Below are 15,096 nucleotides of genomic sequence, written 5' to 3'. Positions count from 1 at the left end.
GGGGTTGAGCGACGACGATTACGTGTATGACGAGGCGAGCGGCGAGTGGGTGCCGGCATTGCAACTGGCGGCTGGCGGCGTGGCGGCGGACGACGACGCGACGGTCGTGCGCGATGCGGTGGGCAACGTGCTGGCCGATGGCGATCAGGTGACGTTGATCAAGGATCTGACGGTCAAGGGCGCGGGGCAGACGCTGAAGCGCGGGACGGTCATCAAATCGATCCGCCTGACTGGCGATGCGCAGGAAATCGACTGCAAGTTCGACGGGATCAAGGGGCTGGTCCTGCGCGCCGAATTCGTCCGCAAGCGGTGACGCCCGCGATCGACGACAGTTGGCTGCCCGCGCTGGAACCGGTGCTGGCCGGGCCGGAGATGGCGGCGCTGCGCACGTTCCTGACCGCCGAGAAGGCGGCGGGCAAGCGCATCTTTCCGCATTCGCGCGACTGGTTCCGCGCGCTGGAACTGACGCCGTTGGGCGTGGTGCGGGTCGTGATCCTCGGACAGGACCCGTATCACGGGCCGGGGCAGGCGCATGGCCTGAGCTTCTCCGTCCGGCCGGGGGTGCGCGTGCCGCCCAGCCTGGTGAACATCTTCAAGGAATTGCAGTCCGATCTGGGGATCGCCCCGCCCGGTCACGGCTTTCTGGAGCATTGGGCGCGGCAGGGGGTGCTGCTGCTCAATGCCGTGCTGACGGTCGAACAGGCGCAGGCGGCGTCGCATGCGAAGCGCGGATGGGAAGCTTTCACCGATGCGGTGATCCATGCCGTGGCGGCGCAGGACGCGCCGACGGTGTTCCTGTTATGGGGCGCGCATGCCCAGAAGAAGGCGGGGTTCGTGCCCGACATCGCGGCGGGCGGACGCCATCTGGTGCTGAAAGCCCCCCACCCCTCCCCGCTGTCGGCGCATACCGGGTGGTTCGGCAGCCGGCCTTTCTCGCAAGCCAACGCGTTCCTGACCGCGCATGGGCGTGGGTCGATCGACTGGTCGCTACCCCCGGTCGATACGCTGGCGGAACCTTCGTGATGGTCGGTCATTGATGGCGGCTGCCCATGCGATGGGCTTCATGACAAGGGGTTCCGAATGAAGACGATTCTGAAGGCGACCGGCATGGCCGGCCTGTTGCTGCTGGGCGCGTGCGGCGGCAATGCCGACGACAAGGCTGCCGACAACATCGAGGCGATGACCGAGAACCGTGCCGACGCACTGGAGGATCAGGCCGATCTGACCAGCAACGAGCAGGTCGAGGACGCGCTGGAAGATCGTGCCGACAACGTCCGCGAAATGGGCGACGACGCCGCCGACAAGGCCGACGACAACGACAACGCCCAGGTCGAGGAAGCCGTGAAGAACGCCCTGTAAGGCGCAACACACCGCAGCAATACCGGACCGGAAGGGGCGCCGCGTGGGATCATGCGGCGCCCTTTCTGCGTCCAAAGGTCACGAAAGTCACACTCGCCGCGTTTTCCGCGATGGACGTTTTCGAGGCGGACGCACGGCGATGCCGCGTTTGGCCAGCGCCAGTTCGACCTCGAACGCCAAGCCCATGACGCCCGGTTCGGGCACATGGATATCGTCATGCCGGTCCAGCTCCTCCGCCAGATGATCGGGCAGTGGTTCCCCGATCGGCGGGTCGATCGACGGGTCGATCGGCGATCGGACCGGTTCGTCGCGCCGGTCGGGGTCGTACCAGCCGGGCAGCCTGCCGTCGGCCATATCGGCGACCTCGATCGCGACGTCGAACTCCTCGGGGGGCATCAGCGCCTCCGGCTCGGCCGGCGCGACCGGCGCGAGCCGTTCCAGTGCCTCGGCGACGGTCGGCACGACCGCTTCCTTGCGCCGGCGACCGCGCTGCTTGCCATAGCGATCGGGGAAGTGCGCGGTCAGCAGGAACATCAGCATCCGGTCGCCGGGACGATGCTTCGATCCGACCCGTCGCCCTTCGGCGTCCAGCACCGGTTCGACGGTGCCGTTGATCGCCCGATCGAAGGCGACGTCGACCAGCATGCCCACCGCCTGCGCGACCGCTGCGTCCCATGCGCCGGCAAAGGCCTCGCCACCGGGCGAGCGGCGCAGGCGATAGGCGGTGCTGGGCGACATGCCGACCGCGTGCGCCGCGTCGCTGACCGACCCGCTATCGGCCAGTGCTTCGATGAAGTCGCGCTGTTTGCTGTCGCTCCAGCCATCGGCGCGCGGCTTGCGACGCACCGGCACCCAGCGATAGGCGGCGGGGTCATAGCCGTTGGCGTCGAGATAGGGCGTGTCGGAAGGGACCGTCAGGTCGCTGGAGGAGGCGTGCGCCGGAACGGGCGCGGGCGAAGGCTCGGGGAGCCGGGGCTGCATGCTGTCCATGGACCGGGGAAGGATCATGGGTGCGGGGCTGTAGGACAGCGGTTTTGCGGCTGGTGGCGCTTTTCGGGGGACGGTGTGGCGGATGGGCATCCGTCAGGATGATTGACATTGTCCAGATTACTGGACAATTCGGTCGCATGGAAACGGTCAGCTATTCCGATGCGCGCGAAAACCTGAAGGCGATGATCGACAAGGTTGTCGCCGATCACGCGCCGATCACGATCACCCGTCAGCGCGGCGAAGCGGCTGTCCTGATTTCGGCGAGCGACTGGGCATCGATCGAGGAGACGCTGTACCTGCTGCGCTCTCCGGCCAATGCCTCGCGGCTGCTGGAGAGCATCGCCGAGCTGGAAGCCGGCGGCGGCGAGGAGCACGAGCTTTTCCGTTCGTGAACGTCAGGTTTTCGTCGCGGTCATGGGGTGAGTATCTCGACCTGCATACCGCAGACCCAAAGTTGTTCGCGAAACTCAACGCACTGATTGAGGAATGTCGACGGCATCCGTTCAAGGGCACCGGCAAGCCGGAGCCGCTGGGGGGCAATCTTTCAGGCTGGTGGTCGCGGCGGATCAGTCAGGAACATCGACTGGTGTACCGGGTCGCCGGGAGTGGGGCTGAACAGGTATTGCAGGTGGCGCAGTGCCGGTATCATTATTGAGGCGGTTCAATTTCAACTGACGCCGAAGATCGTCGCAGAAAGGGCAATCTTGCCGGTATCGTATCGGTGAGAGTGACCACCGCCAAGCTTCCTGATGCGTAAAAATCCCGCGACCGATCAGCAATGGTTCGGGTTATATCGCCCAATCGCTGGCCAAACGCGGAAGCACCATCGGACAGCGCTCGCCGCAACTCAGCAAGATTCTCTTTCGAGAGCAGATCTTTTATCGTTCGCAATGCGAACCCTGCGATCGAACGCACCAGTTCCTTGCCAACGCTGAAGGCTTTGCTGACTGCGTCTAGGACAGTCGCCTTCTCATTCTCGCTAAGCGCATTCCAACCATAATGGATGGCGCCGATGGCTGCGCAGGTCAGCGTAACCGGATTGGTCAGTGTTGCAACACCCGCGGCAGGAGCAAGGCCGCCGCCAAGCAGGGTTCTTCCCAGTGCAATCACGATGAGTGAACTCTCGCCACCAACGCCGAAACCGGCATGGACAGCATCAAGGACTTCTCCACACCGATTTGCCAACGCGTTCTCGGACGCCTTCAGGGTTTCGACATGGCTTAGAACAAACCCGCCGACCGTGTCGAAGCCGTACAATTGTACAAGCGCCATCGCGCCTGAACTGATTGTCTGTAATACCATTCAAGCCCCCGTCTGCCGGGGGAATATAAGCCGAATCCGTAGCTCGTCCAGCCCACCTTGAAGTCGACCAACCAGAATAGGCTGGCCGACTTCATCTATTATTCAACGAAACGGAGCAGGTTCGGTAGAGCGGAAAATATCATGTGTCACTCCGCCGGCAGATATACCTCGCTGCCCTTCTCCCGGAACTTCTCGCTCATCTCCGCCATGCCGGCCTCCGCAGCGGCGACCGATGCCGGGCCGTTCGCGAACGCCGCCCGCCCCGCGTCCGCCTTGTCGACGGCGAGGAAGGTGTCGGCCGGTGCATTCTGCTTGGCGGCGAAGTCGCGGACTTCCTGCGTGATCTTCATCGAGCAGAATTTGGGGCCGCACATCGAACAGAAATGTGCGGTCTTGGCCCCTTCGGCCGGAAGCGTCTGGTCGTGGTAGCTTTCCGCAGTGTCGGGATCGAGCGACAGGTTGAACTGGTCGCGCCAGCGGAACTCGAACCGCGAACGTGACAGCGCGTCGTCGCGCATCTGGGCCGCCGGGTGCCCCTTGGCCAGATCGGCGGCGTGGGCGGCCAGCTTGTAGGTCACCACGCCGACCTTCACGTCGTCGCGGTCGGGCAGGCCCAGATGCTCCTTGGGCGTGACGTAGCAAAGCATCGCCGTGCCGTACCATCCGATCATCGCCGCGCCGATGCCGCTGGTGATATGGTCATAGCCCGGCGCGATGTCGGTGGTGAGCGGCCCCAGTGTATAGAAGGGGGCTTCGCCGCAGACTTCGAGCTGCTTTTCCATGTTCTCCTTGATCTTGTGCATCGGCACGTGGCCTGGGCCTTCGATCATGACCTGAACGTCCTGCGCCCATGCGCGGTGGGTCAGTTCGCCCAGCGTGTAGAGTTCGCTGAACTGCGCTTCGTCATTGGCGTCGGCGATCGATCCGGGGCGCAGGCCGTCGCCCAGCGAATAGGCGATGTCATACGCCTTCATGATCTCCGTAATCTCGTCGAAATGTTCGTACAGGAACGATTCGCGGTGATGCGACAGGCACCATTTGGCCATGATCGACCCGCCGCGCGACACGATGCCGGTCACGCGCTTTGCAGTCATCGGGATGTAGGGCAGACGCACGCCGGCATGGATGGTGAAGTAATCCACCCCCTGTTCGGCCTGTTCGATCAGCGTGTCGCGGAAGATCTCCCACGTCAGTTCCTCGGCGATGCCGCCGACCTTTTCGAGCGCCTGATAGATCGGGACCGTGCCGATCGGCACCGGCGAGTTGCGCAGGATCCATTCGCGCGTGTCGTGGATGTTGCGCCCGGTCGACAGGTCCATGACCGTGTCGGCACCCCAGCGGATCGACCAGACCAGCTTGTCGACTTCGGCGGCGACGTTCGACGCGACCGCCGAATTGCCGATGTTCGCGTTGATCTTGACGAGGAAATTGCGACCGATCGCCATCGGTTCGGTTTCGGGGTGGTTGATGTTGTTGGGAATGATCGCCCGGCCGCGTGCGATTTCGTCGCGGACGAATTCGGGCGTCACGTAATCGGGGATCGCCGCGCCGAAGCTTTCGCCGTCGCGCTTATAGTCGCGCAGCATCTCGCGCCCCAGATTTTCGCGGGTCGCGACATATTCCATTTCGGGCGTGATGATGCCGCGACGGGCATAGTGCATCTGGCTGACGTTCGCGCCGGGCTTCGCGCGCAACGGACGTTTGACGACGTTGGGAAAGGGCTGGACCCCGCCCGACCGGTCGGGGCCGAGCTGGCCGTTATCCTCGGGCCGCAACTGGCGCGCGTCATAGCTTTCCACGTCGCCGCGCGCGACGATCCAGTCGCGGCGCAGTTGCGGCAGGCCGGCCATGATGTCGATCCGCGCGGCGGGATCGGTATAGGGGCCGGACGGGTCGTACACGTTGAGCGGCGGTTCGCCGCACGACGGATCGAGGTCGATCGCGCGCATCGCGACGCGCAGGGGACCGACATGGATCTTGCGGCTGCCGCGAATGGGGCCGGTGGTAACGCCGATTTCGGTACGTGCGGGGATGTCTGCCATGATATTCCACTCCATGCGGAGGGATACGGGCGATGCCGCTCCCTCCCTACGCCGGTGTCAGCCGGATCAGGTTCAGCGGGTCGAAGGCTGCGGCCTTCCTCTCAAGCGTGACGAAACGCTCCCCCGGGGATGACGGGGTTGTACGCGGCGCGGAGGCGGTCGTCAAAGCAGATCGAGTTGCGGGTGCACGGGCGATGCTTCGCCGAACCCCGCCAGCGTGACGCCGACCAGCCGCAACCCCATGCGCAGCGGGAACAGCGTCGCGATCAGCGCCAGCGCGACGCGGTGCAGCGTCGCGCGATCGGCGACGGGCGTCCCCAGCGTGCGGCTGCGCGTGACGATGCGGAAGTCGCCATATTTGGCCTTCACCGTGACGGTGCGCCCCGGCTGCCCGGCATGTTCGACCCAATCCCACACGTCGTCGGCCATCGCCAGCACGCGCTCCTCCACCGCCGCACGGTCGGTCAGATCCTGACCGAAGGTGGTTTCGGAACCGGAGGATTTGCGGCGGCGGTCGGGCTGGACCGGGCGGTGATCCTCTGCGCGGGCGATGGCGTGATACCAGCGCCCGGCCTTGCCGAACATGCGTTGCAGCGCGGGCAGATCCCAGCCGGCAAGGTCCGCGCCGGTGTGGATGCCCATTGCGGCCATCCGTTCGGCGGTCTTGGGGCCGATGCCATGAAAGCGCTTCACCTCCAGCGCGGCGACGACGCGGGGGCCGGCGCGGACCGGGATGACGCATTGTCCATCCGGCTTGTTCATGTCGGACGCCAGCTTGGCGAGGAACTTGTTGTAGCTGATGCCCGCCGACGCGGTCAGGCCGGTGTCGGCACGGATGCGGTCGCGAATCTCCTGCGCGGTCGCGGTGGCACTGGGCAGCGCGCGGCGGTTGGCGGTGACATCCAGATAGGCTTCGTCGAGCGAGAGCGGTTCGACCAGATCGGTATAGTCGAGGAAGATCGCGCGGATCTGGCGGCTGACCTGTTTGTACACGTCGAACCGGGGACGGACGAAGACGAGGTCGGGACAGCGGCGCAGTGCGGTGACCGACGGCATCGCTGACCGCACGCCGAAGCGCCGCGCCTCGTACGACGCGGCGGCAACGACGCCCCGCCCGCTCGACCCGCCGACCGCGACCGGCAGCCCGCGCAGTTCGGGGGCATCCCGTTGTTCGACCGACGCGAAGAAGGCGTCCATGTCGACATGGATGATCTTGCGGACTTCGCCGGCCATGTTCCTGTTATGAGCCGGTTTTGCGCGCCTAGCAATGCGGCGCGGCGGTCGCCCCCTCTCCACGCGAATGGAGAGGGGGCGAAGGATCAGAAGCTGTAGGCGATGCCCAGCGCGCCGAGCCATTGGCTGGTCGATCCATTGCGCGACACGATCGGGCTGTCGGCGAAGTCGTTCAGCAGCTTGCGATACACGACGGTGCCAAACAGTTGCAGGCCGCCGGTCAGATCGCCGGTCAGCGAACGGCCGGCCAGCGCGCCGACGGTCCAGTTCTTCCACCCGCCCCGCGCGTTATAAACGGGCAGGCCGCTGGCGACCGACTGCGCCGGGGTGATCGAGAAATAGCTGTCGGCATAGCCTTCGCCGACGCGTTCGCCCGATACGAACAGCCCTACCAACGCCTTGGTGCTGAGCGGGGTAACATAGTTGACGGTCGGGGCGAGGACGGTCGATTTGTGCCCGCCGGCTACGTCCTTGCGATAGCTGACCGACAGCGACAGCCGGTCGAACTGCGACGTGATGACGCCGGTCTTGCCGATGCCGACATAGCCGCCCAACTCGATCGCGGTATCGACCTTGCCCAGCGCGCGGACCTGCGCGTCGTCGATGCCCTTGGTGCTGCTGCGGTTCAGGTTGAGGACCGCGATCGGACCCGCCTGGAAATCCCAGGTCGGCCCGATGCCATCGGGGACGAGGTCGACGCTCAGCCGGTTGCCGGCGAGCAGGAAGTTGAACCCCGACACGCGACCGGTTGCGGCCGGCACGGGGCTGAACGAATAGTCGTCCGATCCTTCGTAATCGGGCAGGACGGCAGCACCCAGACCGACGACGGCAAAGTCGCCGCCGGTGTCGGCATTGGCGTCGACCGCCGGCGGGGTGGAACCAGTCGCGTCCTGCGCCAGCGCGGGGGTGGCGAAGATGAAGGTCGCGGTCAGGACGGCGGCGGTAATGGCGCGCAAGGGCGTGGCTCCGAAAAATGTTGCACCCGCGTAACGTGGCTGGGCGCGGTTCGGTCCATGATTGCGGTCAGAGCAGGTAGCGAATTCGAACCTGTTGCATCGTCGCATCACCCTTTAGCGGGAACTCGGCGGCCGAAAATTTGGGCGGGCCGAAACCGATTGCAGGATTGCGTGAGAAACCAAAGCCTTCGCGGGGTATTCCGGCAAAGGTGTCGAGTTTCGCGTTGTTGTTCTCGTCATGGATCACCGACACCGCATAATCGCCGCGCCCGATGCCGGCGATGCGGATGCCGCGATCCTCGGCCGGGAAATTGCGGGTAACGGCGTTGCGATCGTCGATGCAGCCGGGAAAATTCTTCGGATCGGCAGTCAGGCACAACCGGATCATGCCCTTGGTCGAGCGCAGGTCGGTCAGCCGGACGTCAAGCGTGCCGGTCGGCATGGCCCCCGGCAACGTCGCCATCGCCGCCACGGACAGCAGCGCGCGCCGCGCGACGATCCGCCCGCGCGCGTTCCTTTTCGAAGTCGCCCAACCCGCCGTCGGTGCCGCAAAGCCGGTCCCACACCCGGAAATATAACCCATAATTGCACCCGTAGCGTTCATGATGGCGTTGATGGTGACTGGCCGTAATCAACCAGCCGCCGACCCTTCCCCCCCACAGGAAACGCGGAAACATCTCCCAGCCCATATGGTTGGTGACCCCCATAACGGTCATGATCGTCAGCACCAATGCCAGCGCGCCGGTATGGATCGGAATAACGAATACCAGTGCCGGAATTACAACAGCCCCGGTCAGCGCCTCGATCGGGTGAAACGCCATCGCCGCCCATGCGGTGGGCGGGCGGCTGGCATGGTGGACGGCATGCGCGATGCGGAACCATTTCGGCTGATGCATCCACCGATGCGTCCAGTAGAACCACGTATCGTGCGCGACCAGATAGGTCAGCACCGACAGCGGCAGATACCACAGGGGCCAATCATGGGTGTCAGTATAGATCGCGGTCCAGCCGCGATTCTGCCACCCCCATGCGACGACGCCCGCCGGAATGCCATAGATCGCCGCCGATAGCAGCGACCAGCGAATCTCCTTCGCGATCTGTGCATCCAGCCCGCGATACAGCCCGGGATGCCGCGCGCGGGTGGCAAAGGCGAACCCGGCCGACGCCAGCAGGTAACGAACCCCGACGATCAACGTCATCGCGGCGGCGGACAGCAATATGGCGAGCGCGACGGTCATCGCGTCGCTGTAGCGGTTCGTGGCGACGCCGACCAGCGGTTCGCGGACATGCCGCGTCATCTCCTTGAGGTCCGTTGGAAATCCGGCCGGTCCGGCAAGGCGTTTCGTTCCCGCCCCGCCCGCCAATCCGGCCAATACAGCCATTGCCGTTTACCGGTCCGCACCCTAGGTCGGGCGACATGCCCACCATTCATCACTGCGACCTCGCCATCGTCGGCGGGGGTCTTTCCGGCGCGTTGATCGCGCTGGCGGCGGCGCGGCGGCGGCCCGATGCGCGGATCCGGCTGATCGAGGAAAACGCGACGTTCGGCGGCAACCATGTGTGGTCGTTCTTTGCCAGCGATGTCACCGATCCGAACCGCGCGCTGGTCGCGCCGTTGATCGCGCATGGCTGGCGCGGCTATGACATCGCGTTTCCGGGTCACGCCCGCACGCTCGACACCGCCTATTATTCGATCACGTCCGAACGGATCGACGCGGTGTTGCGCGACCAGTTGCCGGCACAGGCGCTGATGACCGGCGCGCGCGTGCTGGGCACCAGCCCGACCGCCGTGGTGCTGGCCGATGGCGACCGGGTCGAGGCGCAGGGCGTGATCGACTGTCGCGGCCCCGGCGACCTGTCGCTGCTCGATCTGGGCTGGCAGAAGTTCATGGGCATGGAGCTGGAGCTCGGCGGGCTGCACGATGTCGAGCGCCCGATCGTGATGGACGCGACGGTCGAACAGGTCGACGGCTATCGCTTCGTCTATACCCTGCCCTTCACCGCCACATCGCTGTTCGTCGAGGATACCTATTACAGCGACACCCCCGATCTGGACACGCAAGTGCTGGCGGGGCGGATCACGCAATATGCGCTGTCGAAGAAATGGCGGCTGGCGCGGGTCGGACGCACCGAGACCGGCGTGCTGCCGGTGGCGATGGGCGGCGATTTCGAGGAATATTGGCGCTCGGGCGGCAATCGCGTGGCGAAGGGCGGGATGCGCGCGGGGCTGTTCCATCCGTTGACCGGCTATTCGCTGCCCGATGCGGTGCGGCTGGCACAGCTGGTCGCGGAATCGGGCGACTGGTCGGGCGGCGCGCTGCACACGCTGACGCACGATCATGCCGCGCGATTGTGGCGTGAACGCCGTTTCTTTCGCACGCTGGCGACCATGTTGTTCCGTGCGGCGGAACCGGCGGAACGCTACCGCGTGCTCGAACGCTTCTACCGGCTGGACGCGGGGCTGGTGGGGCGCTTTTATGCGGGGCGCTCGACGATGATCGACAAGGCGCGCGTACTTATCGGAAAACCGCCGGTGCCGATCGGGCGCGCGGTGCGGGCATTGGCAGGGAAACGGACATGAAGACGGCAGCCGTCATCGGCGCAGGTTTCGGCGGCCTCGCGCTGGCCATCCGCCTGCAATCGGCAGGGGTACAGACGACCTTGGTCGAGGGCCGCGACAAGCCCGGCGGCCGCGCCTATTACTGGGAACGCGACGGGTTCGTGTTCGATGCCGGTCCCACCGTCATCACCGCGCCCGAATCGTTGCAGGAATTGTGGCAGCTGACCGGCCGCGACATGGCCGAGGACGTGACGCTGCAATCGGTGCTGCCATTCTATCGGCTGAACTGGCCCGACGGCACCAATTTCGATTACACCAACGACGATACGCAGTTGCGGTCGGAGATCGCGAAGCTCGATCCCGGCGATATCGCGGGCTATGCCAAGTTTCTCGAATATTCCGCAGGGGTGTATGAGGAAGGCTATGTGAAGCTGGGCCATGTGCCGTTCCTCGACTTCGCGTCGATGATCAAGGCCGCGCCCGCGCTGGCGAAATATCAGGCGTGGCGATCGGTCTATTCGATCGTGTCGTCGTTCGTGAAGAACGAGAAGCTGCGCCAGGCACTGTCGTTCCACACCCTGCTCGTCGGCGGCGATCCGATGAAGACCAGCAGCATCTATGCGCTGATCCACAAGCTGGAGCGCGACGGCGGCGTGTGGTTCGCGATGGGCGGCACCAATCAACTGGTGGCGGGCATGGTGCGGCTGTTCGAAAAGCTGGGCGGTACGATGATGCTGGGCGATCCGGTGACGAGCATCGATACGCTGGGCGACCGCGCGACCGGCGTGACGACCAAAAGCGGCGTGAAGATCGGTGCGGACATGGTCGCGACCAATGCCGATCTGGTCCACAGCTATCGCGACCTGCTGTCCGGTTCGCGTAGTGCGAAGCGCACGGCGCAGCGGCTGGAAAAGAAGCGGTTCTCGCCGTCGCTGTTCGTCGTCCATTTCGGCGTGAAGGGCACGTGGCCGGGGATTCCGCACCACATGATCCTGTTCGGCCCGCGCTATAAGGGGCTGCTCGCGGACATCTACGACCATGGCGTGCTGAGCGAGGATTTCTCGCTGTATCTCCACCACCCGACCGTCACCGATCCGTCAATGGCGCCCGAGGGGCATTCCACCTTCTATGCGCTGTGCCCCGTGCCCCACACCGGCAAGTTCCCGGTGAACTGGGACGAAATCGGCCCGATCCTAGAAAAGCGTATTCTGGACGAAGTCGGGCGGCGGCTGATCCCCGACATTCACGACCGGATCGTGACCAAGTTCAGCTATATGCCGAGCGACTTCACGCAGGATCTGAACGCCTATCACGGATCGGCATTCTCGCTGGAGCCGATCCTGACGCAGAGCGCCTATTTCCGGGCGCATAATCGCGACGATCATATCCCGAACCTGTATGTCGTGGGGGCGGGAACGCATCCGGGCGCAGGCATTCCGGGCGTAGTCGGAAGCGCTAAGGCGACGGCGGGGCTAATGTTGGGCGACGAGGGGTAAGGGTTTCCCTCACCCACACGCCGTTCGGTTCGAGTAGCGATCGAGCGTAGTCGAGAGCGCGTATCGAGAACGGGATTCCGCTGGCTGAGCGTTCTCGACGGACGCTTCTCGACTGCGCTCGAAGCTGCTCGAACCGAACGGGTCCGGGGTCGACCGGGAAGCGCTTGTCGTCCTCCCGCCCATCGCCTACCGACGCTCGCATGAACCGCCTTGCCGTCTATTGCGGGTCCGCGACCCCCGCCGATCCCGTCTATATCGATTCCGCCCGAGCGGTCGGCCATGCGCTGGCGACGCGGGGAATCGGCGTCGTCTATGGCGGCGGTCGGCTGGGGCTGATGGGCGCGGTCGCCAATGGCGCGCTGGCGGCGGGCGGCGAGGTGATCGGCGTCATCCCGACCGCGCTGGTCGGTGCGGAAGTCGCGCACAAGGGCCTGACCGAACTGCACGTCGTCGATACGATGCATCAGCGTAAACAGGCGTTCACCGACCTGTCCGACGGGTTCGTCACCATCCCCGGCGGGACCGGCACGATGGACGAATTGTGGGAAGCGATGAGCTGGGCGCAGCTTGGCTATCACGCCAAACCGGTCGGGCTGCTCAACACGGCGGGCTATTACGATCACCTGATCGCGTTCGTGGCGAAAATGGGCGAGGTCGGGTTCCTGCGTCCGGTCCATCGCGACATCCTGATCGTCGCCGATACGCTGGACGTGCTGCTCGACCGGATGGCGGCGTACCAGCCGACGGTGCCGATCATCCGCATGTCGAGCGCCGACCTCTGATCGCGGATCGCCCCGCGCTGGTCGCGGCAGCGCGCGACACGATCGCGCGCGGATCGAAGAGTTTCGCGGCGGCGAGCACGTTGTTCGATCCCGCGACGCGCGAACGGGCGTGGCTGCTCTATGCATGGTGCCGGGCGTGCGACGATCTGGCCGACGGACAGGAACTGGGCCACGGCATGCAGCGGGTGGACGACGCCCCGGCCCGGCTGGCGCTGATCCGCGAACGCACCGCGCTGGCGCTGGCCGGTCGGGCGACGGGCGATGCGTCGTTCGATGCGCTTGGCGTGGTGGCGGCGGAAACGAACCTGCCGCACGCGCTGGTCTACGACGTGATCGACGGGTTCCAGCTCGACGCCGACGACTGGCGGCCGCGCACCGAGGCGGATCTGTATCAGTATTGTTATCACGTCGCGGGCGCGGTCGGCGGGATGATGGCGGTGGTGATGGGCGTCGATCCCGCCGATACCGACACGCTGGACCGCGCCTGCGATCTGGGGCTGGCGTTCCAGCTTGCCAATATCGCGCGCGACGTGGGCGAGGATGCGGCGGCCGGGCGGTGTTACCTGCCAACCGACTGGCTGGCGGAAACCGGCATCGCGCAGGACGCGATCATGGCCCCGGCGAACCGCGCCGCACTGACGATGCTCGCCCGCCGGATGACCGCGCGGGCGCGGCTGCACGAGGACAGCGCGCGGATCGGCGCGGCCCGGCTGCCATGGCGTTCGCGCTGGGCGGTGCTGGCGGCGGCGGATATCTATGGCGGCATCGCGCGCAAGGTCGCGGCGGCCGGCGACGGGGCATGGGACCGGCGCCAGACTACGTCGAAGGCCGAAAAGCTGGTCGCGATCGGGCGGAGTTTCCTGCAGGCCCGGCTGACCAGGGGACCGGCGGTGGTGCCGCGCGATCCGGTCTTGTGGACCCGGCCGAGGGACTAGCGGCCACCGGCCAGTGCCGGGAACCGGGAGCGTTGCTACGCCGTCAGTCCGCCGCCCCCTCTTCGCGCCCGGCGACCTTGATGTCCTTGCCGAGCAGCGTCTTCACATAGATCCGCTGGACGAGGACATAGGCGACGATCGTGACCGGCGCGGCAAGCAGGACGCCGAGGAAGCCGAACAGCGTGCCCGACGCCAGCACCGCGAACAACAGGATCGCGGGCGGCACGTCGACCGCCTGTTTCTGGATCATCGGTTGCAGGAAATTGCCCTGGATCTGCTGGATCACGATGAACATCGCGACCGTCCACAGCGCGGTCATCGGCGATACGGTGAAGGCGAGCAGCACCGCCGGAATCGCCGCGATCACCGGACCCACGAACGGAATGACATCGAGCAGCCCGGCGATCAGTCCCAGCCCGGCAAAGGCCGGCACGCCGAGCAGCCACAGGCCGAGGCTGGTCATCGCCGCGGCAACCACCATCGACACGCCCTGCCCCCGCATCCAGCCGCGCAGGCCACCGGTCACGTCCGACAATGCCGCCCGCGCGGTCGGTTCCGCCGATGCGGGCATCAGCAACAGCACCCCACGCTTGTACACCGCCGGATCGGCAGCAAAGAAGATCGCGCCGACGAGCACCAGCACGACGTCCGACAGGCCGCTGCCCGCCGAAATGACGTATCCGCCCGCCCGCGACGCCAGCGTCGACAGGTCGCTCGTGCCCTGCTGGATCAGGTTGCGTGCCGGTTCGCCCAGCCCCCAGCGGTCAAGCTGCTGTTCGATCGCGCCCAGCGCCGCTGGAAACTTGTCGCGGATTTCATCGAATTCGGCGATGAGCTGCGCGCCGAACATCGTGAACACGCCGAAGAAGACGCCGAGCAGCAGCAGGACGGCGGCGACGATTGCCAGTCCGCGTGGCATCCCGGTCCACCGCCGCAGCCGCACCGCGATCGCGTCGAACACCACCGCGAACACGACCGACGCGAACACCAGCATCATCAGCCGCGTCAGTTCGACGAGCACGAACGCCACGCCGACCAACGCCATGACGATCACCACCATCGCCGCGAACCGGCCATAGCCGATCGGTGTCCGTTGTCCGTCGCCGTTCATCATGTTCCCCCGTATACCTCGCCCCAACGAGGGAAGCGACCGGCCGTTCCGTGTCGGCAACGCAACGATCCACAACCGATGTACCGTATCAGTATCCGTTTGTGGAATGTCCGCCGTACAGTCCGGTCGTCGGCTTGCGCCGCGCCATGTCTCTCGCCCTACTTGGCACAGGCAGAAAACGTGCAGTTCATCCGAATGAACAGCGGAAACAACGCAAGGCTTCCGTTCCGGCAGCGTGCGCTTTGTGCATTCCAAGTTAATTTAGCTAGAGCGTTTTTCAGCCGAGCTGAATCATCAGGGATTCACACGGTGACGGTTTTCTGATTCACG

General features: G+C 65.5%; 17 protein-coding genes and 1 riboswitch. Of the genes, 9 read left to right on the top strand and 8 right to left on the bottom strand.

Features of this window, described 5'->3' with window-relative positions:
* Positions 1–4: 4 nt before the first annotated feature.
* From IFT55_RS15105 to IFT55_RS15095, 3 genes are read left to right on the top strand one after another with little or no spacing between them, the layout of a single operon-like run.
* On the top strand, positions 5–313 hold the full coding sequence (locus tag IFT55_RS15105; RefSeq protein WP_192093186.1) for an alkylphosphonate utilization protein: 309 nt from the start codon (positions 5–7) through the stop codon (positions 311–313).
* Positions 310–1,023 (top strand): uracil-DNA glycosylase, encoded by a 714-nt coding sequence (gene ung / locus IFT55_RS15100; RefSeq protein ID WP_192093185.1) that lies wholly within the window; start codon positions 310–312, stop codon positions 1,021–1,023. The genes IFT55_RS15105 and ung overlap by 4 nt, the downstream gene beginning before the upstream one ends.
* Before the next feature lie 57 nt (positions 1,024–1,080).
* On the top strand, positions 1,081–1,359 hold the full coding sequence (locus IFT55_RS15095) for a hypothetical protein (protein ID WP_192093184.1): 279 nt from the start codon (positions 1,081–1,083) through the stop codon (positions 1,357–1,359).
* An 87-nt stretch (positions 1,360–1,446) separates the two neighbouring features.
* Here the strand turns inward: IFT55_RS15095 and IFT55_RS15090 are convergent, their stop codons facing one another.
* On the bottom strand, positions 1,447–2,340 hold the full coding sequence (locus IFT55_RS15090; RefSeq protein ID WP_192093183.1) for a hypothetical protein: 894 nt from the start codon (positions 2,338–2,340) through the stop codon (positions 1,447–1,449).
* A 146-nt stretch (positions 2,341–2,486) separates the two neighbouring features.
* Here IFT55_RS15090 and IFT55_RS15085 point away from each other — a divergent pair, with 146 nt between their 5' ends.
* On the top strand, positions 2,487–2,741 hold the full coding sequence (locus IFT55_RS15085) for a type II toxin-antitoxin system Phd/YefM family antitoxin (protein ID WP_192093182.1): 255 nt from the start codon (positions 2,487–2,489) through the stop codon (positions 2,739–2,741).
* Positions 2,738–3,004 (top strand): Txe/YoeB family addiction module toxin, encoded by a 267-nt coding sequence (locus tag IFT55_RS15080; RefSeq protein WP_192093181.1) that lies wholly within the window; start codon positions 2,738–2,740, stop codon positions 3,002–3,004. Before IFT55_RS15085 ends, IFT55_RS15080 begins: the two co-directional genes overlap by 4 nt.
* Here the strand turns inward: IFT55_RS15080 and IFT55_RS15075 are convergent.
* The 6 genes from IFT55_RS15075 to IFT55_RS15050 all read right to left on the bottom strand — a co-directional run bounded on the left by IFT55_RS15075 (position 2,998) and on the right by IFT55_RS15050 (position 9,120).
* Complete coding sequence (locus IFT55_RS15075; protein WP_192093180.1) at positions 2,998–3,651, bottom strand: hypothetical protein; 654 nt, start codon at positions 3,649–3,651, stop codon at positions 2,998–3,000. The two genes, IFT55_RS15080 and IFT55_RS15075, sit on opposite strands and share 7 nt — an antisense overlap.
* Before the next feature lie 146 nt (positions 3,652–3,797).
* Complete coding sequence (thiC, locus tag IFT55_RS15070; protein ID WP_192093179.1) at positions 3,798–5,693, bottom strand: phosphomethylpyrimidine synthase ThiC; 1,896 nt, start codon at positions 5,691–5,693, stop codon at positions 3,798–3,800.
* A 39-nt stretch (positions 5,694–5,732) separates the two neighbouring features.
* A riboswitch (TPP riboswitch) is annotated at positions 5,733–5,823 on the bottom strand.
* A gap of 32 nt (positions 5,824–5,855) precedes the next feature.
* Entirely contained in the window at positions 5,856–6,926 is a 1,071-nt protein-coding gene (dinB, locus tag IFT55_RS15065; RefSeq protein WP_192093178.1) for a DNA polymerase IV, read from the bottom strand.
* 86 nt (positions 6,927–7,012) lie between these two features.
* Positions 7,013–7,882 (bottom strand): MipA/OmpV family protein, encoded by an 870-nt coding sequence (locus tag IFT55_RS15060; protein ID WP_249403863.1) that lies wholly within the window; start codon positions 7,880–7,882, stop codon positions 7,013–7,015.
* A 67-nt stretch (positions 7,883–7,949) separates the two neighbouring features.
* Positions 7,950–8,324 carry a DUF2141 domain-containing protein gene (locus tag IFT55_RS15055; protein ID WP_249403862.1) on the bottom strand — a complete coding sequence of 125 codons (375 nt, stop codon included), beginning with the start codon at positions 8,322–8,324 and terminating at the stop codon, positions 7,950–7,952.
* Entirely contained in the window at positions 8,305–9,120 is an 816-nt protein-coding gene (locus tag IFT55_RS15050; RefSeq protein ID WP_192093285.1) for a sterol desaturase family protein, read from the bottom strand. The genes IFT55_RS15055 and IFT55_RS15050 overlap by 20 nt, the downstream gene beginning before the upstream one ends.
* 179 nt (positions 9,121–9,299) lie before the next feature.
* On the opposite strand from IFT55_RS15050, the gene crtY reads away from it, so the two are divergent.
* The 4 genes from crtY to IFT55_RS15030 all read left to right on the top strand — a co-directional run bounded on the left by crtY (position 9,300) and on the right by IFT55_RS15030 (position 13,655).
* Complete coding sequence (gene crtY / locus IFT55_RS15045) at positions 9,300–10,463, top strand: lycopene beta-cyclase CrtY (RefSeq protein WP_192093175.1); 1,164 nt, start codon at positions 9,300–9,302, stop codon at positions 10,461–10,463.
* Positions 10,460–11,938 carry a phytoene desaturase gene (locus tag IFT55_RS15040; RefSeq protein ID WP_192093174.1) on the top strand — a complete coding sequence of 493 codons (1,479 nt, stop codon included), beginning with the start codon at positions 10,460–10,462 and terminating at the stop codon, positions 11,936–11,938. Before crtY ends, IFT55_RS15040 begins: the two co-directional genes overlap by 4 nt.
* Before the next feature lie 200 nt (positions 11,939–12,138).
* Positions 12,139–12,720 carry an LOG family protein gene (locus IFT55_RS15035; RefSeq protein WP_192093173.1) on the top strand — a complete coding sequence of 194 codons (582 nt, stop codon included), beginning with the start codon at positions 12,139–12,141 and terminating at the stop codon, positions 12,718–12,720.
* Positions 12,720–13,655 (top strand): phytoene/squalene synthase family protein, encoded by a 936-nt coding sequence (locus IFT55_RS15030; protein ID WP_446740733.1) that lies wholly within the window; start codon positions 12,720–12,722, stop codon positions 13,653–13,655. Before IFT55_RS15035 ends, IFT55_RS15030 begins: the two co-directional genes overlap by 1 nt.
* A gap of 43 nt (positions 13,656–13,698) precedes the next feature.
* Here the strand turns inward: IFT55_RS15030 and IFT55_RS15025 are convergent, their stop codons facing one another.
* A complete protein-coding gene (locus IFT55_RS15025; RefSeq protein WP_192093172.1) occupies positions 13,699–14,769 on the bottom strand; it encodes an AI-2E family transporter in 1,071 nt (356 codons plus the stop codon).
* Between the last annotated feature and the right edge of the window lie 327 nt (positions 14,770–15,096).

Origin of the sequence: Sphingomonas sp. CFBP 13720 (assembly GCF_014842075.1) — a bacterium.
Classification (GTDB): Bacteria; Pseudomonadota; Alphaproteobacteria; order Sphingomonadales; family Sphingomonadaceae; genus Sphingomonas.
This window is presented reverse-complemented; position numbering and strand designations above follow the sequence as displayed.